The sequence below is a fragment of the Pseudomonas sp. CF161 genome (genome assembly GCF_000416215.1).
Lineage (GTDB): Bacteria > Pseudomonadota > Gammaproteobacteria > Pseudomonadales > Pseudomonadaceae > Aquipseudomonas.
On sequence record NZ_ATLP01000031.1, the window covers coordinates 24648 to 45411 of the forward strand.

Annotated in this window: 17 protein-coding genes; 9 read left to right on the forward strand and 8 right to left on the reverse strand. The window is 63.8% G+C overall.

Translation table 11 applies throughout. The features are described from left to right. Window positions 1-5: 5 nt before the first annotated feature. Window positions 6-1106: a polyamine ABC transporter substrate-binding protein gene (locus tag CF161_RS01930; RefSeq protein ID WP_020294860.1), complete on the forward strand. Its 1101-nt coding sequence runs from the start codon at window positions 6-8 to the stop codon at window positions 1104-1106. A 411-nt stretch (window positions 1107-1517) separates the two neighbouring features. Here CF161_RS01930 and CF161_RS01935 read toward each other — a convergent pair whose 3' ends face one another. Both CF161_RS01935 and CF161_RS01940 read right to left on the reverse strand, forming a co-directional pair. Beyond that, complete coding sequence (locus CF161_RS01935; RefSeq protein ID WP_020294861.1) at window positions 1518-2714, reverse strand: YeeE/YedE family protein; 1197 nt, start codon at window positions 2712-2714, stop codon at window positions 1518-1520. Window positions 2715-2754: 40 nt separating this feature from the next. Continuing rightward, window positions 2755-4305, reverse strand: coding sequence for a PLP-dependent aminotransferase family protein (locus CF161_RS01940; protein ID WP_020294862.1), 1551 nt, complete (start codon window positions 4303-4305; stop codon window positions 2755-2757). Between the two features lie 104 nt (window positions 4306-4409). On the opposite strand from CF161_RS01940, the gene CF161_RS01945 reads away from it, so the two are divergent. The 3 genes from CF161_RS01945 to CF161_RS01955 are packed head-to-tail and all read left to right on the forward strand — an operon-like array spanning window position 4410 to window position 6174. Then, window positions 4410-5045 (forward strand): FMN-binding negative transcriptional regulator, encoded by a 636-nt coding sequence (locus CF161_RS01945; RefSeq protein ID WP_020294863.1) that lies wholly within the window; start codon window positions 4410-4412, stop codon window positions 5043-5045. Continuing rightward, window positions 5042-5488, forward strand: a complete 447-nt coding sequence (locus tag CF161_RS01950) for a GNAT family N-acetyltransferase (RefSeq protein WP_020294864.1) — start codon at window positions 5042-5044, stop codon at window positions 5486-5488. Before CF161_RS01945 ends, CF161_RS01950 begins: the two co-directional genes overlap by 4 nt. A gap of 17 nt (window positions 5489-5505) precedes the next feature. Then, window positions 5506-6174 carry a GNAT family N-acetyltransferase gene (locus CF161_RS01955; protein WP_020294865.1) on the forward strand — a complete coding sequence of 223 codons (669 nt, stop codon included), beginning with the start codon at window positions 5506-5508 and terminating at the stop codon, window positions 6172-6174. A 166-nt stretch (window positions 6175-6340) separates the two neighbouring features. On the opposite strand, the gene CF161_RS01960 is transcribed toward CF161_RS01955, so the two are convergent. Then, the gene (locus tag CF161_RS01960) at window positions 6341-7240 is read right to left on the reverse strand and encodes a homocysteine S-methyltransferase family protein (protein ID WP_020294866.1); all 900 of its coding nucleotides are present in this window, start codon (window positions 7238-7240) and stop codon (window positions 6341-6343) included. Between the two features lie 109 nt (window positions 7241-7349). Between CF161_RS01960 and CF161_RS01965 the strand changes: the two genes are divergently transcribed. Next, complete coding sequence (locus CF161_RS01965) at window positions 7350-8171, forward strand: ABC transporter substrate-binding protein (protein WP_020294867.1); 822 nt, start codon at window positions 7350-7352, stop codon at window positions 8169-8171. Then, window positions 8168-8998 (forward strand): amino acid ABC transporter permease, encoded by an 831-nt coding sequence (locus CF161_RS01970; protein ID WP_043228417.1) that lies wholly within the window; start codon window positions 8168-8170, stop codon window positions 8996-8998. The genes CF161_RS01965 and CF161_RS01970 overlap by 4 nt, the downstream gene beginning before the upstream one ends. A gap of 96 nt (window positions 8999-9094) precedes the next feature. Here CF161_RS01970 and oadA read toward each other — a convergent pair whose 3' ends face one another. Continuing rightward, window positions 9095-10903 carry a sodium-extruding oxaloacetate decarboxylase subunit alpha gene (gene oadA, locus CF161_RS01975; protein WP_020294869.1) on the reverse strand — a complete coding sequence of 603 codons (1809 nt, stop codon included), beginning with the start codon at window positions 10901-10903 and terminating at the stop codon, window positions 9095-9097. 103 nt (window positions 10904-11006) lie between these two features. After that, window positions 11007-12422 (reverse strand): acetyl-CoA carboxylase biotin carboxylase subunit, encoded by a 1416-nt coding sequence (locus tag CF161_RS01980; RefSeq protein WP_020294870.1) that lies wholly within the window; start codon window positions 12420-12422, stop codon window positions 11007-11009. 190 nt (window positions 12423-12612) lie between these two features. Between CF161_RS01980 and CF161_RS01985 the strand changes: the two genes are divergently transcribed. Then, complete coding sequence (locus CF161_RS01985) at window positions 12613-13575, forward strand: LysR family transcriptional regulator (RefSeq protein WP_020294871.1); 963 nt, start codon at window positions 12613-12615, stop codon at window positions 13573-13575. On the opposite strand, the gene CF161_RS31930 is transcribed toward CF161_RS01985, so the two are convergent. The 3 genes from CF161_RS31930 to CF161_RS01995 form a co-directional block, all read right to left on the reverse strand. Then, window positions 13517-13729 (reverse strand): PA3496 family putative envelope integrity protein, encoded by a 213-nt coding sequence (locus CF161_RS31930; RefSeq protein WP_020294872.1) that lies wholly within the window; start codon window positions 13727-13729, stop codon window positions 13517-13519. The genes CF161_RS01985 and CF161_RS31930 overlap by 59 nt on opposite strands. Before the next feature lie 140 nt (window positions 13730-13869). Continuing rightward, complete coding sequence (gene hexR, locus CF161_RS01990) at window positions 13870-14736, reverse strand: transcriptional regulator HexR (RefSeq protein WP_003177007.1); 867 nt, start codon at window positions 14734-14736, stop codon at window positions 13870-13872. A gap of 172 nt (window positions 14737-14908) precedes the next feature. Then, on the reverse strand, window positions 14909-17776 hold the full coding sequence (locus CF161_RS01995; protein WP_020294873.1) for an EAL domain-containing protein: 2868 nt from the start codon (window positions 17774-17776) through the stop codon (window positions 14909-14911). Between the two features lie 246 nt (window positions 17777-18022). Between CF161_RS01995 and uvrD the strand changes: the two genes are divergently transcribed. Together uvrD and CF161_RS02005 are read left to right on the forward strand one after the other, a co-directional pair. After that, window positions 18023-20206 (forward strand): DNA helicase II, encoded by a 2184-nt coding sequence (gene uvrD, locus CF161_RS02000; RefSeq protein ID WP_020294874.1) that lies wholly within the window; start codon window positions 18023-18025, stop codon window positions 20204-20206. 100 nt (window positions 20207-20306) lie between these two features. After that, on the forward strand, window positions 20307-20747 hold the full coding sequence (locus tag CF161_RS02005) for an EamA family transporter (protein WP_020294875.1): 441 nt from the start codon (window positions 20307-20309) through the stop codon (window positions 20745-20747). The last annotated feature ends 17 nt before the right edge of the window (window positions 20748-20764 follow it).

Consider the following 20764-nt stretch of genomic DNA (forward strand, 5'->3'; position numbering starts at 1 on the left):
GCACCATGAACAGTCTCAAACGCTTTATCGCCCCAGCCCTCTGCGCGGCCGTGCTCAGCGGCGCGGTGCAGGCTGAAGAACGCACCCTGCGGGTCTACAACTGGTTCGACTACATCACCCCCAAGGCCCTGGAAGATTTCAAGGCGCAGAACACCCAGATCAAGCTGGTGTACGACATCTTCGACACCAACGAGGCCCTGGAAGCCAAGCTGCTGACCGGCAACTCCGGGTACGACGTGGTGGTGCCGTCCAACGTGTTCCTGGCCAAGCAGATCGAGGCCGGGGTGTTCCAGCCCCTGGACCGCAGCAAGCTGCCCAACTGGAACCACCTCGATCCCAAGCTGATGAAGCTGATCGAGGCCAACGACCCGGGCAACAAATTCGCCGTGCCCTACATGTACGGCACCATCCTGATCGGCTTCAACCCGGCCAAGGTCAAAGCCGCCCTGGGTGACAACGCGCCGGTGGACAGCTGGGACCTGATCTTCAAGGAAGAGAACATCAGCAAGCTCAAGCAGTGCGGCGTGGCGCTGCTGGACTCACCGTCGGAAATCCTGCCCCTGGCCCTGCAACACCTGGGCCTGGACCCCAACAGCAAGAAGCCGGCGGACTACGCCAAGGCTGAAGCGCTGCTGATGAAGATCCGCCCGTACATCACCTATTTCCATTCGTCCAAGTACATGGCCGACATCGCCAATGGCGATATCTGCGTCGCGGTCGGCTACTCGGGCAGCTTCTCCCAGGCCGCCAACCGGGCCAAGGAAGCCAAGAACGGGGTGACCGTGGACATGCGCCTGCCCAAGGAAGGCGCGCCGATCTGGTTCGACATGCTGGCGGTGCCCAAAGGCGCGAAAAACCCGGAAGACGCCTACACCTTTATCAACTACCTGCTGCAACCCCAGGTGATTGCGCCGGTCAGCGACTTCGTCGGCTACCCCAACCCGAACAAGGACGCCACCGAACGGGTCGACCCGGCAATCCGCAACAACCCCAACCTGTACCCGACCGAAGCGGCGATGAGCACCCTCTACACCCTGCAACCGCTACCACGTGACGCGGAACGCGCCCGAACCCGGGCCTGGACCAAGATCAAGTCGGGGACCTAGGAGCAGCGGCAAGCAGCAAGCCACAGGGGGCCACCCGTACCCCTGTGGCGAGCGAGCTTGCTCGCGCTGGCTTGCGAAGCAAGCCCAAACCCCGCCAACGCAGTACACCTGATGCACCGCAATCACCGCCTCTGCGACCGCTTCGCGCTCGAGCGGGAGCAAGCTCCCTCGCCACAAAAGAGCCAAGCAGCAAGTTTCAAGCTCCAAGCGGCAAGCTATAAGGGATTACCCGCCCCCTGTGGCGAGCGAGCTTGCTCGCGCTGGCTTGCGAAGCAAGCCCAAACCCTGCTGCCGCGTTAAACCTGACACACCGCAATCCCCGCCTCTGCGACCGCTTCGCGCTCGAGCGGGAGCAAGCTCCCTCGCCACAAAAGAGCCAAGCTTGCGGCTTGCGGCTTAGAGCTGCTGCGCTCAGCAGCCCGTCCGATCTTCGGCGAAGAACCAGGGGCGCAGGCGTACGCCCACGCCGTTGCCGATAAAGGCGGCTACCAGCCACAGCCAGCCATGCAGGCTGCCGGAGGCGATGCCGCTGAAGTAGGCGCCGATGTTGCAGCCATACGCCAGCCGCGAGCCGTAGCCCAGCAGCAATCCACCAAGCACCGCCGCCACCAGGGAGCGCCGGGGGATGTTCAGGCTGGGGGCAAAACGCCCGGCCAGCCCGGCCGCCAGCAAGGCCCCCAGGACGATGCCGATGTCCATCACGCTGGTGATGTCCTCCCACACCGGTGCCGCCAGCGCCTTGGCGTTGCCCGGGCTCTGCCAGAACACCCAGCTGCCGACATCCACCCCCAGCCCGCTGGCCACCTTGGCGCCCCACAACGCAAACGCCGAGGTGATGCCCCAAGGCCGACCCGCCAGGGCCAGGGTGGCGTAATTGAGCAACGCCAGGGCCACCGCGCCCCACACCAGCGGCCAGGGCCCGCGCAGCAGGCGGCGCCAGCCAGGGTGATCACTGCTGACAGGCGTTTCCAGCGCGCCGTGGCGGCGTTTTTCCAGGCTCACCGTCAGCCATGCAATCGCGGCGAACACCACCAGGCTCAGCACCAGCGCCGGCAACACGCCCAGGCTCTTGACGATGGAAATCGGCGGCAGCGATGGCAAGGCGAACCACCAATCCACATGCTGGGTGGCGATCAATGAGCCGCAGATGAAAAACAGCAAGGTCACCAGCATCCGCGCGTTGCCACCGCCCACGGTAAACAGGGTGCCGGAGGCGCAACCGCCGCCCAACTGCATGCCGATGCCGAAGATGAATGCCCCGACAATCACCGAGATCCCGGCCGGCGCCACCAGCCCGGTCACCGGCTGGCCGAACAGGGTGCCGGCGCCCAATGCCGGGAAGAACAGCAGCACCGCCAGCGCCAGCATCACCATCTGCGCCCGCAGGCCCGCGCCCCGGCGGTCGCGGATAAATACCCGCCAGGCCGAGGTGAAACCAAAGGCGGCGTGATACAGGGTCAGCCCCAGCGCGGCACCCAGCACCAGCAACAGTACCTGCTGGGCACCGACCCGGGCTTGCAGGAACAAGGCAGCAGCGCTCAGTACCAGCAATGCGCACAAGGGCGCGCCGAACTTGGGTTCGGGCGCCGCGGAAAGAGTCTGGCTCATGGGCGTTCTCGGCGAAGGAAATGGCCGCGAGTATAAACCTTCAGGCCTGCCAGGCTTTTCGCAAACGCTGCAAGGCAGCTTCGATCTCCGCCTCCGGCACCGCGGCAAAACCCAGCACCAGCCCGGCGCGCTGGTCCGGCGTTGGCGCGGACTCGGGCAGCCAGTAGTTGCTCAGCCCGCTGATCTCGACGTCGGCATCGGCCGCCTGGGCGATCAGTTCACGCTCGCGCGCCAGGCTGTCCACCGCCAGCGTCAGGTGCAGCCCCGCCGCCACATTCGGCAACGGCCCGACACCCTGGATATCCACAGGCCAATGGGCGAGCAACGTATTGCGCCGGCTCAACGCCGCACGCCGCATGCGCCGGATATGCCGCTGAAAGTGCCCGGCCGCCATGAACTCGGCCATCACCGCCTGGGTGCTGACCTCCGAATGCCGCACGTCCACCGCCCGGCGCCGGGCAAAGGCCTGCACCAGCGCCGGCGGCAGCACCAGGTAGCCCAGGCGCAAGGCCGGAAACGCGACCTTGCCGAAGGTGCCGACGTACAGCACCCGGCCCTGGCGATCCAGGGCAGCCAGAGGCGCCAGGGGCGCGCCGCTGTAGCGGTACTCGCCGTCGTAGTCGTCCTCGATAATCCAGCCCTGGGTCCGCTCGGCCCAGGCCAGCAATTCCAGGCGCCGGGCCAGGCTCATGATGACCCCGGTCGGGTATTGGTGGGACGGGGTGACATAGGCCAGCCGGCAATCCTCCAGGGCCGCCAGTTGCCGGCAGTCGATCCCCTCCTGGTCCACCGCCACTCCGTGCAGACGCCCGCCCGCCACCGCGAAGGCGTGACCGGCGGCGCGGTAGCCGGGGTTTTCCACAGCCACGCCCGCGCCCGGCTCCACCAGCAGCTGTGCACAAAGGCTTATTCCCTGCTGTGCGCCACTGGTGATCACTATTTGCTCAGCCGTGCACTGCAAGCCACGGGAGCTGCGCAAATAAGCGGCGATCAGCCCACGCAGGCGCGCGTCGCCCGCCGAGTCGCCATAACACAGGTGACGCAGGTCCGGCTTGCGCCAGAAAGCCGCATTCAGCTTGGCCCAGACCTCGAATGGAAACAGATCGAAGGCCGGCACGCCGACCCGAAATGCTCGTGGCGGACCACTGGGCGGGGTCGACAAATGATGCTTTTGCAACAGCTCCAGCGCCGGGTTGTGGATAACTTTAGCTGGATGTAAATCCAGTGAAATGGCCGATTTTGTGGATAACCCTGTGGGTAAGCCTGTTGATATCCCTGTGGACAATTTTGTGGATAGTTTTTTGATCGGCAGCTGCGCTTCAGGCAGCAACGCCACATAAGTGCCATCCCCGACCCGCCCTTCGATAAACCCCTCGGCATACAACTGGTCGTAGGCGCGCACCACGCTGTTCCGGGAAATTTCCAGGGCCTGTGCCAGGTCGCGACTGGCGGGCAGCCGGGTGCCGCTGGCCAGGCGGCCGTCCAGCACGCGCATGCGCAGGGCCTGGTACAGCTGGCGGCTGAGGCCCTGGCGGCGGTCGAGCTCGATACCCGCCGGGTTGAAGGAAAGCGGTAGCGCTGGGCTGTTCATTGGTATGCACCCGGGTAATTGGACCTATGAAATAGACCCAAGATGGCTCTTACAACAGACCATTAGCCTGCCTAGGATGCAGGCATTCGCCAAGGAATTTTTCCATGTACCTACCTCGCGCCTTCGTCGACGACAACCTGGCCAGCCTGCAGCAGCAGATTGCCCAGAGCCGCCTCGCCACCCTGGTCACCCACGGCAAGCTGGGCCTGCAAGCCAGCCATTTGCCGCTGTTGCTGGACCCCGCACAAGGCGCCAATGGCACCCTGTTCGGGCACCTGGCCAAGGCCAATCCGCAATGGCAGGAGCTGGCCGACGGCGCCGAGGCGCTGGTGATCTTCAGTGGCGAAGACGCTTACGTCAGCCCGGGCTTTTATCCGAGCAAGGCCGAGCATGGAAAAGTGGTTCCCACCTGGAACTACCTGGCCGTGCATGCCTACGGCAGTGCCGAAGTGTTCAGCGACGGGCCACGCCTGCTGGCGCTGGTCAGCGCCCTCACCGAGCGCCACGAACGCCCGCGCAGCGAGCCGTGGAAGGTCACGGACGCCCCCGCCGACTACATCGAGGGCATGCTCAAGGCAATTGTTGGTTTTGCCCTGCCGATCCAGCGCCTGGAAGGCAAGCGCAAGCTCAGCCAGAACCGCAGCCCGGCCGACATTGCCGGCGTGCGCGACGGCTTGGCGGCCAGTGCCGATGTCCGCGATCAACAGCTTTCCCACCTGATGCGCCAAGGAGATTTATGAGCCAGATTCAGATTCGCCCCGTGACCGCCGCCGACCACGGCGCCTGGCTGCCGCTATGGCAGGCCTACCTGCGGTTCTACAACACCGAGCTGGCCGATGACGTGAGCCACAGCACCTGGCAGCGCTTTCTCGACCCGAGCGAGCCGACCCACGCGGCCCTGGCCTGGGATGGCGAGCGGGCGGTGGGCATGGTGCATTTCATTTACCACCGCTCCAACTGGAGTATCGAGAATTCCTGCTACCTGCAAGACTTGCTGGTCAGCCCGGAGCAGCGTGGCACCGGCGTCGGTCGCCTGCTGATCGAGTTTGTCTACGCGCAGGCCAAGCGCGATGGTGCCTGCAAGGTGCACTGGCTGACCCACGAAACCAACGCCACGGCGATCCAGCTCTACGAGCGCATCGCCGAGCGGCCGGGTTTCATTCAGTTTCGCAAAGCCCTTTGAGGTTCAAGGAGAACAGCATGCCGATTTCACCCGCTGACTGGACAGGCGCCCCGGCCCCCTCGGCGACCCTGATCGAAGGACGCTTCATCCGCCTGGAACGCCTCGACCCGGCGCGCCATGCCGAACAACTGTGGCAGGCTTTCCAGGGCCCCGGCGCGGACCCCAAGTTGTGGGACTACCTGCCTTACGGGCCTTTTGAGCACGACGCGTTCAATGAATGGCTGAGCAATCATGCGGCCAGCAGCGACCCGTACTTCTTCACCGTGATCGACCGTGCCAGCGGCCAGGCCCAGGGCATGCTGAGCCTGATGTCGATCGTCCCGGCCCAGGGCCGCATCGAGATCGGCCACGTGAGCTTCGGCGCGCCGATGCAGCGCTCGCCCAAAAGCACCGAGGCGGTCTACCTGTTGGCCAAGGAAGCGTTCGACCTGGGTTACCGGCGCCTGGAGTGGAAGTGCAACAACGACAACGCCCGCTCGCGCCAGGCGGCCGAACGCCTGGGCTTCAGCTTCGAAGGGGTGTTTCGTCAGCACATGGTCGCCAAGGGCAAGAACCGCGACACCGCGTGGTTTTCGATCCTCGACTCGGAATGGCCGACGATTGGCGCAGGGTTCGAGCGCTGGTTGAGCGAAGACAATCAGAGCGGCACCGGCCAGCGCAAAACCCTGGCCGAATGCCGCGCCTGATACGCGCTGCCCGGTAGCCGAATCGGGGCTGTCCGGCAGGGCCAGCGCAGCCTCGTACCTCGGCAGCGGCTACCGGTGCATATGGATCTGGAGCCGCTGCCGCAGGCTGCACGGGCCTTGATGGACGCCGTGATCCATCAGCCCAGTGGGCCTTTGTTTGTCGCGGTCAGCGCAGCTTTTGCGCGAGGACGGCGATGTGCTCCGGGCCAATGCCGCAGCAACCACCCAGGTGGCTGGCGCCGCGCTGTTGCCAATCGGCCGCCCAGCGCAGGTAGCCCGGCGGGTCCAGGTCTTCACGCAGCGGGTCGAGGCCGTCGTTGGCCGTGGCTTCTTCGGGTTGCGGCGGGAAGGCATTGGCGTAGGCGCCGATATGGATCTTCACCCCCAGGCGCTCGAAAGTCGCACGGGCAGCATCGATCGCATCGCCGATCACTTCCGGCTGGCTGCAGTTGAACAGCAGGGTCTCCACACCCAGCTCGGCGGCCACTGCTGCCGCTTCGGCCACCGGCTCGCCGGAACGCAGGCGCGGCACGGCGTCGGTGTCTTCATCCTTCAAGGTAAAGGACAACCAGAACGGCTTGCCGTCTTCAGGCAGGCCGGCGTGGATCGCCCGCGCCTCGACGATGGAGCTCTGGGTTTCCGCCAGCCACAGGTCGACGTGGGGGGCCAGGCCGTTGACCAGCGGCGCCAGCAAGTCTGCAGCCCGCGAGGCATCGAACAGGTCCGGGCGATAAGAGCCAAACAGCGGCGGTAACGAACCTGCGACCCGCACCTTCTTGCCCGAGGCATCCGCCGCACGCCGCGCCAGTTCGCCGGCCAGGGCTGCCAGGGCCTGCCCTTCAGCGGCAAACCGCTCTTCGCCAATATGGAACGGCACCACCGCATAACTGTTGCTGGTGATGACGTTGGCGCCGCTGTCGATATAAGCCGCATGCACGGCCTCCACCGCCTGCGGCGCCTCGCTCAAGGCCAGGGCCGACCACTCGGGCTGCCGGAACGGCGCCCCGCGGCGTTGCAGTTCGCGACCCATGCCGCCATCCAGAATTACCGTGCTGCCTGCGCCCATATGCCTTTTACTCATAAGCTTATGAAAATAACTCACTACCGGAGTGGTTCTTATAACTATTAAATACGCACCATTCGGTTAATCACAACCTTTTTCAGTCAGGACTTCCATGAACTTCAAACCGTTATTGGCCCTGGGCCTGACCTTGCTCGCCGCCTCTTCCCAGGCCTTCGCCGGTGCCACCCTGGACCGCATCGAGCAGAAAAAGGAGCTGGTTGGCGTGTTGATGGAAAGCTATCCGCCCTTTTCCTTCCTCAATGATCAGAACCAGCTGGACGGCTTCGACGTCGACGTGGCCAAGGCCGTCGCCGCCAAACTGGGGGTCAAGCTGCGCCTGGAAACCCCTTCCTGGGACGTGATCGCCGCCGGTCGCTGGAGCGGTCGCTACGACATCTGCATCTGCTCCATGACCCCGAGCAAGGCCCGCGCCGAAGTCTTCGACTTCCCGGTGGAGTACTACGCCTCGCCGGCGGTGATCGTGGTCAACGCCAAGGACGATCGCATCCACAGCGCCAAAGACCTGAGCGACAAGAAAGTCGGCCTCACCAGCGCCTCCAGCTATGAGAGCTACCTGAACAAGAACCTGGTGATCGAAGGCGCCGAAGACACCCAATTGCAGTACCCGTTCGAGAACGTGCAGATCGCCCCGTACGACACCGACAACGTCGCCTTCCAGGACCTGGGCCTGGGCGCCGGCGTGCGCCTGGACGCGATCCTCACCAACCTGGTGACCGCACAACCGCGCCTGACCCAGGACAAACGCTTCAAGCTGGCCGGCGAGCCGCTCTACTCCGAACCCAACTCGGTGGCCATCGAGAAAGGCGACGCCCAGTGGAACAGCAAGGTGCGTGAAGTCTTCGCCCAGTTGAAACAGGACGGCACTCTGAGCAAACTGTCGGACAAATGGATCGGCGCCGACATCAGTAAATGACCTCTCTCTCGCAACCATCTCAGCCACCGCCACCGGTGGCTGAGTCGTTTCTCAAACGCCTGCTGGGTTTTCGCACACGCCTGTACCTGACCTGGGCGTTGCTGTTCTTGCTGTTTGTCGGGTTCTTCCTGAGCTTTGACCTGAAATTCGCGATCATCCTGGAAAAATTCCCCAACCTGGCGGGCTTTCGCCTGGGGCCCAATGGCTTCCTCCAGGGCGCGGCTCTGACCTTGTTCCTGTGCCTGTGCTCGATGCTGGCGTCGGTGCTGCTGGGCTTCGCCGCCGCCCTGGCGCGCCTGTCCAGCAGCGCCGTGCTGTTCGGCATCGCCAGCTTCTACACCTCGTTCTTTCGCGGCACGCCGCTGCTGATCCAGATCATGCTGATCTACCTGGGCATGCCCCAGTTGGGCGTGGTGCCGGGCGCGATTGCGGCCGGGATCATTGCCCTGTCCCTGAACTACGGGGCCTATCTCAGCGAAATCTTCCGGGCCGGCATCATTGGCGTCGCCCAGGGCCAACGCCAGGCGGCACTGGCCCTGGGCATGCGCCCGACGACCATTTTCTGGCACGTGACCCTGCCCCAGGCGATGCGCACCATCATCCCGCCCACGGCCAACCAGTTCATTTCGATGCTCAAGGACTCGTCGCTGATTTCGGTGATGGGGGTCTGGGAAGTGATGTTCCTGGCCCAGTCCTATGGCCGCTCCAGCTATCGCTACCTGGAAATGCTGACCACCGCGGCGGTGATCTACTGGCTGATGTCTTTCGCCCTGGAACTGGTCCAGGCCCGCCTGGAGCGCTATTACGGCAAGGGCCATCAGCGCTAGGCACTCAACTGAACGGGCAGGCGCAGGTTTTTTCCGCGCAAAAAAAAGGGGAGCAAATGCCCCCCCGAGGTAAAACGTTGCAGATGAAGGCTGTGATCAGCCCTCGATCTCGATCAGGATCTCGCCCGGGTTGACCCGGTCGCCCTTGGCCACGTGGATCGCGGTCACCTTGCCGGCGACAGCCGACTGGACTTCGGTTTCCATCTTCATCGCTTCGGTGATCAATACCGCCTGGCCGGCCTTGACCACGTCGCCTTCCTTGACCAGCACGTCGACGATGTTGCCCGGCATGGTGGTGCTGACGTGGCCCGGCGCGGTGGCCTGCTTGCGCTTGCTGCTGCCGCCGCCGACAAATTCGTTGAGCGGCTCGAACACCACTTCTTCCGGCATGCCGTCGATCGACAGGTAGAAGTGGCGCTTGCCCTCGGCCTTGACCCCGACCCCGGTGATGTCGACGCGGTAGGTTTCGCCATGGACGTCGATGACGAACTCGGTGGGCACGCCCTCGCCGCCCGCCTTGCTGACGCCACCGGCTTCGGGGATCGGCAGCAGCACTTCCGGAACCAGGGTGCCGGCTTCACGCTCTTCGAGGAACTTGCGCCCGATATCCGGGAACATGGCGTAGGTCAGCACGTCTTCTTCGGACTTGGCCAGGGCGCCGATTTCACCGCGCAGCTTGGTCATTTCAGGTTTCAGCAGGTCGGCCGGGCGCACGTCGATCACGTCTTCGCTGCCGATGGCCTGGCGCCGCAGTTTTTCGTCGACTTCACCTGGAGCCTTGCCGTAGCCACCTTGCAGGTACAGCTTCACTTCGTTGGTGATGGTTTTGTAGCGCTCGCCGGCCAGGACGTTGAAGAACGCCTGGGTGCCGACGATCTGCGAGGTCGGGGTCACCAGCGGCGGGTAGCCAAGGTCGTGACGGACCCGCGGGATCTCGGCCAGCACTTCGCTCATGCGGTTCAGCGCGCCCTGCTCTTTGAGCTGGTTGGCCAGGTTGGAGATCATCCCGCCCGGCACCTGGTTGACCTGGACCCGGGTGTCGACCGCGGTGAATTCGCTTTCGAACTGGTGGTACTTCTTGCGCACGGCGTAGAAGTACAGACCGATTTCCTGCAGCAGCTCCAGGTTCAGGCCGGTGTCGAATTCGCTGCCTTTAAGGGCCGCAACCATGGACTCGGTGCCCGGGTGGCTGGTGCCCCAGGCGAAGCTGGAGATGGCGGTGTCGATATGGTCGGCGCCGTTCTCGATGGCCTTGAGCTGGCACATCGCGGCCAGGCCTGCGGTGTCGTGGGAATGGATGAACACCGGCAGCGACTGCTCGGCCTTCAGCGCCTTGACCAGCTCGCCAGTGGCATAGGGCGTCAGCAGGCCGGCCATGTCCTTGATGGCCACCGAGTCGCAACCCATGGCTTCCATTTGCTTGGCCTGGGCGACGAAGGCCTCGATGGTGTGCACCGGGCTGGTGGTGTAGGCGATGGTGCCCTGGGCGTGCTTGCCGGCGGCTTTGACCGCTTCGATGGCCACCCGCAGGTTACGCACGTCGTTCATGGCGTCGAAGATGCGGAACACGTCGATGCCATTGACCGCCGCCTTGGCCACGAACGCGCGGACCACATCGTCGCTGTAATGGCGGTAGCCCAGCAGGTTCTGCCCGCGCAGGAGCATTTGCAGACGGGTGTTGGGCAAGGCCGCGCGCAGTTGGCGCAGGCGCTCCCACGGGTCTTCTTTGAGAAACCGCACGCAGGCGTCGAAGGTCGCGCCGCCCCAGACTTCCAGGGACCAGTAGCCGACTTTGTCGAGCTTGTCGCAGATCGGCAGCATGTCATCGGTGCGCATGCGGGTGGCCAGCAGGGACTGGTGGGCGTCGCGCAGGATGGTGTCGGTAACGAAGATTTTCTTAGTCATATTCGGATCTCCTCATAGCTACAAGTTTCAAGCTACAAGCTGCACGTCAAAGCCGATCGGCTCTGACTTGCCGCTTGCTGCTAAAAGCTTGCAACTGCTTCATTCATAGGCCTGCGTGGGCGGCGATGGCGGCGGCGATGGCCAGGGCCAGCTCTTCGGGTTTGCGCTTGATCGAGTAGTTGGTCAGTTCAGGGTGGCTTTCAACGAAGCTGGTGTTGAACTGGCCGCTACGGAATTCCGGGTTACGCAGGATTTCCTGGTAATAGGCCGCCGTGGTCTTCACGCCTTGCAGGCGCATGTCGTCCAGGGCACGCAGGCCGCGGTCCATCGCTTCTTCCCAGGTCAGGGCCCAGACCACCAGTTTCAGGCACATGGAATCGTAGAACGGCGGAATGGTGTAGCCGGTGTAGATCGCCGTGTCGGTACGTACGCCGGGGCCGCCGGGTGCGTAATAACGGGTGATCTTGCCGAAGCTGGGCAGGAAGTTGTTTTTCGGGTCTTCGGCGTTGATCCGAAATTGCAGGGCGAAGCCGCGATGCTGGATGTCTTCCTGTTTAACCGAAAGCGGCAGGCCGGAAGCGATGCGGATCTGCTCGCGGACGATATCGATGCCGGTGATTTCTTCGGTGATGGTGTGTTCCACCTGCACCCGGGTGTTCATCTCCATGAAGTACACCTCGCCCTCGGCGAGCAGGAACTCCACGGTGCCAGCGTTCTCGTAGCCCACGGCCTTGGCTGCGCGCACCGACAGGTCGCCGATATAGGCGCGCTGTTCAGGGGTCAGTTGCGGGCTGGGGGCGATCTCGATCAGCTTCTGGTTGCGGCGCTGGATCGAGCAATCGCGCTCGAACAGGTGCACCACATTGCCAAAGCTGTCGCCGAGGATCTGCGCTTCGATGTGCTTGGGATTGACGATGCACTTTTCGAGGAACACTTCCGCCGAACCGAAGGCCTTGGTGGCCTCGGAAATCACCCGGGGGAAGGCTTGTTCGAGTTCTTCACGGCTGTTGCAACGGCGAATGCCACGGCCGCCACCACCGGAGGTGGCCTTGAGCATCACCGGGTAGCCAATGCGGTCGCCCTCGGTCAAGGCTTCGGCGATGTCCGCCACGTTGCCTTCGGTGCCCGGGGTCACCGGCACGCCGGCCTTGATCATGCTGCGGCGGGCTTCGGTCTTGTCGCCCATACGCCGGATCACTTCCGCCGACGGGCCGATGAACTTGATACCACGCTCGGCGCAGATGTCCGCCAGCTCGGCGTTTTCCGAGAGGAAACCGTAGCCGGGGTGCAGGGCGTCGCAGCCGGTTTCCACCGCCAGGTTCACCAGCTTGCGCGGGTTGAGGTAGCCGGCCAGCGGTTCGGCACCAATGCTGTGCGCCTCGTCCGCGCGCTTCACATGCAGGGCATGGCGATCGGCGTCGGAATAGATCGCGACCGAACGGATGCCCATCTCGGCGCAGGCACGCACGATTCGTACGGCAATCTCACCACGGTTGGCGATCAGGATCTTTTTTATCACTTGGAGGTTCCCTTGAGCCGTTGAAACACACGACCTGCTAGACCAGGTCGGCGCGTGACCAAATGTTTCAAGTCAGTCGCTGCGCCACACTATGCCTATGGAGGGATTAACAAAAATCAATAATTATTGGGTCGACCATAAGTAAAGACTTATAGTTGCCCGACCAGCCTGCGGTGCGAGACCTCGAACAATGCGTAAGTCCCTGATGCGTATGACATTACGCCAGCTACAGATCTTCAATGAGGTCTGTGATTTGCGCTCCTACAGTCGCGCCGCCGAAGAAATGTCCCTGACCCAGCCCGCCGTGAGCCTGCAGATCCGCCAGCTGGAAGAGCTGATCGGCCAGCCGCTGTTCGATTACGTCGGCAAGAAGCTGTACATGACCGAGGCCGCCGAAGCCCTGCAACGGGCCAGCCGCGACATTTTCGGGCGCCTGGAAAACCTCGACATGCAGCTTTCGGACATGCAGGGCTCGTTGCAAGGCCAGCTGAAACTGGCGGTGGAATCGAGCGCCAAATACTTCGTGCCGCACCTGTTCGCCGCCTTCAAGCGCCAGCACCCGGAGGTCAACCTGCAACTGACCGTGGTCAATCGCGGGCAGGTGATCCGCCGTCTTTCGGACAACCGTGACGACCTGGTGATCATGTCCATGGTGCCGCAGGACATGGGCCTGGAGTTTCTGCCGTTCCTCAACAACCCGATCGTGGCCGTGGCGCCCCCCGAGCATCCGCTGTGCCATATGGGCCCGCTGCGCCTGCAGGACCTGGAGCCCTATAACCTGCTGGTGCGTGAACAGGGGTCGGGAACGCGGATGGCCTGCGAGGAATACTTCAAGGAGAAGCGCGTGCACTTTACCCAGACCCTGGAAGTGTCATCGGCCGAGGCCCAGCGCGAATGCGTGCGAGCGGGTCTGGGCGTGGCCTTGTTGACGCGCCACGCCCTGAACCTTGAGTTGGCGACGGGGGGGCTCATCGAGCTGCCCGTCGAAGAGCTGCCGTTGTACCGCAGCTGGTGCCTGGTGCAGGCCAAGGCCAAGCGCCTGTCACCGGTAGCGCATGCGTTCCTGGGGTTTATCCGCAGCGAACGGGTGCAGATCAGCGTGCTGGTTGAGCGTTTCGACGGGAAGCTGTCGGTGCCGCCTGCCAGTAATTGAGGGCTTCAAGCTCCGGGTAATCGTTGATCTCCTGCTGCAGTTGGCGCAACTCACAGCGGTGTTCGATCGCGCGGCGAAACTCCATGCGGCGCTGGTCTTCCTGCTGACGACGGGTCTTGACTACGCTGTTGCTCTCTTCGTAAGGCCGGGCCATTTCTAGTCTCCCAATGCGAGTACGGGAGTTTCACGATGGACGTCGGGCGTTACGGTTTGGCGGCGGGTCAGTGACAGAGAGATGAATGTTGCCCAGTGGTGGGTCGCACGTGACGCCCACCTCAGGCGGTGCAGGCGGGCTCAGTCGTCCAGTGCTTTGACCGATTTTGGCGACAGGCGCAGGCTGCGCAAGCTGCGTTTGACGCTTTTCAAGTGGTTGACCAGGCTCGGCCCGCGGGCCATGGCCACGCCCATGGCCAGCACGTCGATCACCACCAGGTGGGCGATACGCGAGGTCAGCGGGGTGTAGATTTCGGTGTCTTCGTGCACGTCGATCGCCAGGTTGACGGTCGACAGCTCGGCCAGGGGCGTCTGGCTCGGGCACAGGGTGATCAGCGAGGCGCCGCTTTCGCGCACCAGGTTGGCGGTGATCAACAGGTCCTTGGAACGCCCTGACTGGGAAATGCAGATCGCCACATCGGTGGGCTTCAGGGTCACCGCCGACATCGCCTGCATGTGCGGGTCGGAATACGCCGCCGCCGTCAGCAGCAGGCGAAAGAACTTGTGCTGGGCATCCGCCGCCACCGCGCCCGACGCGCCGAAGCCGTAGAACTCCACGCGCTGGGCCTGGGACATGGCGGTCACGGCCTTCTGCAACTCCACCGGATCGAGCTTCTCGCGCACTTCCATCAGGGTGTGCAGGGTGGTGTCGAAGATTTTCAGGCTGTAGTCGGCGACGGAATCGTCTTCATGGATCGCGAACTGGCCGAAGCTGGCACCGGCGGCCAGGCTTTGCGCCAGCTTGAGTTTCAGGTCCTGGAAGCCCGAGCAACCGATGGCGCGGCAGAAACGCACGATGGTCGGTTCGCTGATGCCGACGCTATGGGCCAGGTCGGCCATGGAGCTGTGCATCACAGCCGCAGGATCGAGCAACACATGATCGGCGACCTTGAGCTCCGACTTGCGCAAGAGATGGCGTGACTGGGCGATGTGCTGCAACAGATTCAAAGGGCTGGACTCATTGTTATTGGCAGGCGCCAGGGATGTAGCAGTTTTGTAGTTATACTACATGAATCCGTTTTTTGCCCGCGCAATGCGTAACTGAATCAGCTTTACGTCCCCTATTTTGGCTGGGTCGGCTGTATGTAGCTGCCAGGGCGGCCCGAGCCTTCGGCAGTGGCTACAAGGCGGCATCGGCCCTGAGCAAGGCCGCCAGGCCCTCGGCTTCGACGGGGCGACTGATCAGGTAACCCTGCACTTCGTCACACTGCTCGGCCTTGAGAAACGCCAGTTGCCCCGGATGCTCGACGCCCTCGGCCACCACCTTCAGCGACAGGCCGTGGGCCATGGCAATGATCGCCCGGGTAATCGCCGCATCCGCGCTGCCTTCGGTCAGGCCACGGATAAACGCCTGATCGATCTTCACGTAGTCCACCGGGATCCGCTTGAGGTAACTCAGGGACGAATACCCGGTGCCAAAATCGTCGATCGCCAGCTTCACTCCCAGGCCTCGCAGTTGCTGAAAGGTCGAGATGATGTGTTCGACGCTGTCGAGCAACTGGCTTTCGGTCAGCTCAAGCTCCAGGTATTGCGGCTCCAGGCCGGTCTCTTCCAGCACCTGGCGCACCAGGCTCACCAACTTGCCCTGGCGCAGCTGATACACCGACAGATTGACCGAGACCCGAATCGGCGCCAGCCCCTGGCGCTGCCATTCACACGCCTGCCAGCAGGCCTGGCGCAACACGAACTCGCCGATCGGCCCGATCAGCCCGGTTTCTTCGGCCAGGCCGATAAAGTCCCCCGGCGGCACGCGGCCCATGGTCGGGTGATCCCACCGCACCAGCGCCTCGGCGGCATTCAGATGGCCGCTGGCCAGGCACAGCTTGGGTTGATAGAAGACTTTCAGCTGCTGGTCGTCGATGGCCTTGCGCAGCTGGTTTTCCAATTGCAGGCGCTCCAGGGTGCTGGCCTGCAGGCTCTCGGTGTAAAACTGGAAATTATTCCCCCCCAGGTGCTTGGCGTACTGCATGGCCATGTTCGACTGGCTGATCAGCGCGGAAATTTCCCGCGCGCTATCGGGCAGCAGGCTGATGCCCATGGACGCGCTGACCACCAGCTCGTGGCCGTCCACGGTCAGCGGCAGGCGCAGCTTGCTCAGTAAGCGGGTGGCGACCCGGGTCAGGCTCGACAGGCTGCCATAGGCATCGAACAGCACCGCAAACTCATCGCCGGACAAGCGGGCGATGGTGTCGGCTTCCGGCAGCGCATTGACCAGGCGCCGGGCCATTTTCTGCAACAGCTGGTCGGCCACGTCATGCCCCAGGCTGTCATTGAGCAACTTGAAGCGGTCCAGGTTGATGTGGACCAGGGCCAGGCTGCGCCCGCCCTGGCGCACCCGCAGATGGGCGTCGCGCAGGCGCTCGCGAAACAGCGAGCGGTTGGCCAGGCCGGTGAGTTCGTCGTAGTGGGTCAGGTAGCGCATGCGCTCTTCGGACTCGCGCCGCGCCGACAGATCGGCGAAGAAGCCGACGATATGGCTGACCTGCCCGCGCTTGTCACGGACCATGCTCAGTTGCAGCCACTGCGGGTACAGTTCGCCATTCTTGCGTGCCTCCACCAGCTCGCCCTGCCAACTGCCGTGCTGCTCCAGGGCCTGGCGGATCGCCGGGTAGTGGCGACGCGCATCGCGGCTGCACGGCAGCTCCACGACATTGCGCCCGAGCATGTCTTCGATCTGATAGCCGGTGACGCGGCTGAAGGCCTGGTTGATCGCGATCAATGCGTAATTCGGGTCGAGAATCACGATGCCTTCGCTGGCGGCCTCGAACACCGTGGCCGCCAGGTTGCGCTGCTCTTCCAGCTCCTTGCTGGTGCTGATGTCGCGCCGGGTGCCGACCATGCGCGTCACCCGCCCGCTGGCGCTGCGCTCCACCGCTCGGCCACGGTCTTCGATCCAGACCCAATGGCCGGCACCGTGGCGCACCCGGTATTCGACCTGGTAATCCTCGCTGCGGCCCTTGAGGTGCTCCACTAGGGCGCGCCTGAGCAACGGCAGGTCCTCGGGGTGCAGGCGGGGCTTGAGGTGGCTGAGCATCGCGGTGACGTAGTCCGGCTCCAGCCCGAACAGCTCCTTGACCTGGGTGTGGTGCACTTCGTCGGTCTGCAGGTTCCAGTCCCACAGCCCCAACTCACTGGCCTTGAGCGCCAGGGCCAGGCGCGCCTCGCTCTTGCTCAGGGCCTTGTTGGCCGCGTCCAGCTCCAGGCTGCGCTCGGCGACCCGGCCTTCGAGGCTGACCTGAGCTTGCCGCAATTCATCTTCGGCGCGTCGGCGCTGTTCAACCTCGCGGGCCAGCTCGCTGTTGAGTTGCTCGCTGCGGCTTTGCGCCTGCTGCAGGTGCTCGATCAGCGCCTGATTCTGGAAGCGCCGCAGCATGCCACGGTGGATCAGGCGATTAACCTGCCAGGCCACCACGCTCAAGGACACCAGCAGAATCAGCCCCAGCCAGCCCCAGCCGCGCTGTTGCTGGTCGCCGCCCCAGAACAGATAGGCGATGGCCGGCAACAGGCAGGGCAAGGTAAAGGACAGGAAGGCCGGCAGGCTGACGGCATAGGAAACGCTGGCGGAGAGAATCGCCGCGCCGATCAGGCCGAAGACCCAGGCCTGCTGCAGGAAACTGTCGGCGGGCACCAGGGCGATAGCGGCGCAAGCCAGGGTCAGGCCACTGACCGCGGACCCCATCAGAAACATCCGCCGCCACACCGCGTGTGCCTGGCGGCTGGGCATGGCGGAATCGAACGCTGCCACCTGGATCACCCGCAGCGCCACCAGGGCCAGCAGCCAGACCATCCACACACTGACCAGCAAGTACCGCTCGGGGCTCCACAGCAACCAGGCGCAGACCAGACCGTTGAGCAACATGAAGAGTGTGGGCAGCAATGAGCCCTGATAAAGCAGACGCGTGCGCTCGACCGCCATCTCCATGGCGTAGTGCTGGCGGATAACCCGCGGCTCCACAAAGGGACCGCTCAGGTCGGTGCTGAGTGTCATAGGCAGTGTTCTTATAATGGTTGAGCCTGAAACGTCGCCGGAGCATACACAAGCAATAGCCCGTACCAAACTGCTCCAGATCATAAATCGCTAAAACAAATCCCCCGCCGGCACTGCATAAAACCGTACAGGCGAGCACCGCCAACGGCTGCAGCCTGTGACCGACCGGTCGTCATCCACGGTAGTTTTATCGGCTAAACCAACGCCGGGTTTGCCCGGTGTCGCCCGGCCCCCTAGAATGCCCCGATGCGCGATGACCTCTCCCTTCTGCTGAACTCCCTCAACGATGCCCAACGCCAGGCCGTAGCTGCCTCCGTGGGTCGTCAGTTGGTCCTGGCCGGTGCTGGATCCGGTAAAACCCGTGTGCTGGTGCACCGTATCGCCTGGTTGATCCAGGTCGAGAACGCCTCGCCACACTCCATCCTGTCGGTGACCTTCACCAACAAGGCGGCTGCCGAGATGCGCCATCGCATCGAGCAGTTGATGGGGATCAACCCGGCCGGCATGTGGGTCGGCACCTTCCACGGCCTGGCGCACCGCCTGTTGCGTGCCCATTGGCAGGAAGCGGGCTTGAGCCAGACCTTCCAGATCCTCGACAGCGACGACCAGCAACGCCTGGTCAAGCGCGTGATCCGCGACCTGGGGCTGGATGAGCAGCGCTGGCCGGCGCGCCAGGCGCAATGGTTTATCAACGGCCAGAAAGACGAAGGCCTGCGCCCGCAACATATTCAAGCCAGCGGCGATCTGTTCCTGGCCACCATGCGCGGCATCTATGAGGCCTACGAGGCGGCCTGCCTGCGCGCCGGGGTCATCGACTTCTCCGAACTGCTGCTGCGCGCCCTGGACCTGTGGCGCGACCACCCGGGTTTGCTGGCGCACTACCAGAAGCGCTTCCGCCATGTGCTGGTGGATGAGTTCCAGGACACCAACGCCGTGCAGTACGCCTGGTTGCGCCTGCTGGCCAAGGGCGGCGACAGCCTGATGGTGGTGGGCGACGACGACCAGTCGATCTACGGCTGGCGCGGCGCGAAAATCGAGAACATCCACCAGTATTCCGAAGACTTCCCGGACGCCGAAACCATTCGCCTGGAGCAGAACTACCGCTCCACGGCCGGCATCCTCAAGGCTGCCAACGCCCTGATCGCCAACAACACCGGGCGCCTGGGCAAGGAACTGTGGACCGACGGCGGCGAAGGCGAAGCCATCAACCTGTACGCCGCCTTCAACGAACACGACGAAGCGCGCTACGTGGTGGAAACCATCGAAAGCGCCCTGAAAACCGGCCTGGCCCGCAGCGATATCGCCATTTTGTATCGCTCCAACGCCCAGTCCCGGGTGCTGGAAGAAGCCTTGCTGCGCGAGCGCATCCCGTACCGCATCTACGGCGGCCAGCGCTTCTTCGAACGCGCTGAAATCAAGAACGCCATGGCCTACCTGCGCCTGCTCGAAGGCCGGGGCAACGATGCCGCGCTGGAGCGGGTGATCAACGTCCCGGCGCGCGGCATCGGCGAAAAGACCGTCGAAGCGATCCGCGAACACGCGCGCCACAGCGACGTGTCGATGTGGGAAGCCATGCGCCAGCTGGTGGCCAACAAGGGCCTGACCGGGCGCGCTGCCGGCGCCCTGGGCGGCTTTATCGAACTGATCGAGAACCTCGCGGCGAAAACCGCCGAGATGCCGCTGCACCTGATGACCCAGACCGTGATCGAGCAATCCGGGCTGATTGCCTACCACGAGGCGGAAAAAGGCGAAAAAGGCCAGGCCCGGGTAGAAAACCTTGAGGAACTGGTCAGCGCCGCGCGCAACTTCGAAAACACCGAAGAAGACGAGGACCTGACGCCACTGGCTGCCTTCCTCGGCCATGCGTCCCTGGAAGCCGGCGACACCCAGGCCGACGAGCACGAAGACGGCATCCAGCTGATGACCTTGCACAGCGCCAAGGGCCTGGAATTCCCCTACGTGTTCCTGGTGGGCATGGAAGAAGGCCTGTTCCCGCACAAGATGAGCCTGGAAGAACCCGGGCGCCTTGAAGAAGAACGGCGCCTGGCCTACGTCGGCATCACCCGGGCGATGCAGAACCTGGTCATGACCTATGCCGAGACCCGCCGCCTGTACGGCAGCGAGACCTACAACAAGGTCTCGCGCTTCGTCCGCGAAGTGCCCAAGGGGCTGATCCAGGAAGTGCGCCTGTCCAATAGCGTCAGCCGTCCCTTCGGTGGCGGCCAGCAGCAGAGCTCCAGCAGCCTGTTTGGTGGCAGCGAGATCCCGGACACCGGTTTCAGCCTGGGCCAGGCCGTGCGCCACGCGGTGTTTGGCGACGGGGTGATCCTCAACTTCGAGGGCGCCGGCGCCCAGGCGCGGGTCCAGGTCAACTTCAGCGAAGGCAGCAAGTGGCTGATGCTGGGCTACGCCAAGCTGGAAGCCATCTGAGCCCAGCGCAAGGCGGTGTGCCGGTGCGAGCCGGCGCACGCTGACCGGCGGTTGGCGCGCTCGCCCTCAAGCGTCCTTATATAAGGAAGAGGAACATCCCATGGGCACAGGCTTTTTTTCCTCCTGGACATTCTGGGCCCTGCTATCGGCGACATTCGCCGCGCTGACGGCGATCTTCGCCAAAATCGGCATCGAGAACGTCAACTCCGACTTCGCCACCCTGCTGCGGACCGTGGTGGTTCTGGTGAGCCTGGCCTTGATTTTGTACGCCACGGGCCAATATCAGTCACTGGGATCGATCTCGGGCAAAAGCTACCTGTTCCTGGTGCTGTCCGGCCTGGCCACCGGTGCTTCCTGGCTGTGCTACTTCCGCGCGCTGAAGCTGGGCCCGGCCTCGCTGGTCGCGCCGGTCGACAAGCTCAGCGTGGTGTTGGTCGCGCTGTTGGGCGTCGCGCTGCTGGGGGAGAAGCTCGACCTGCGGCAATGGGCTGGAATCGGCCTGATCACCGCAGGCGTGGTGCTGCTGGCGCTACGCCGCTAGGCACGGTTGCACTGAAC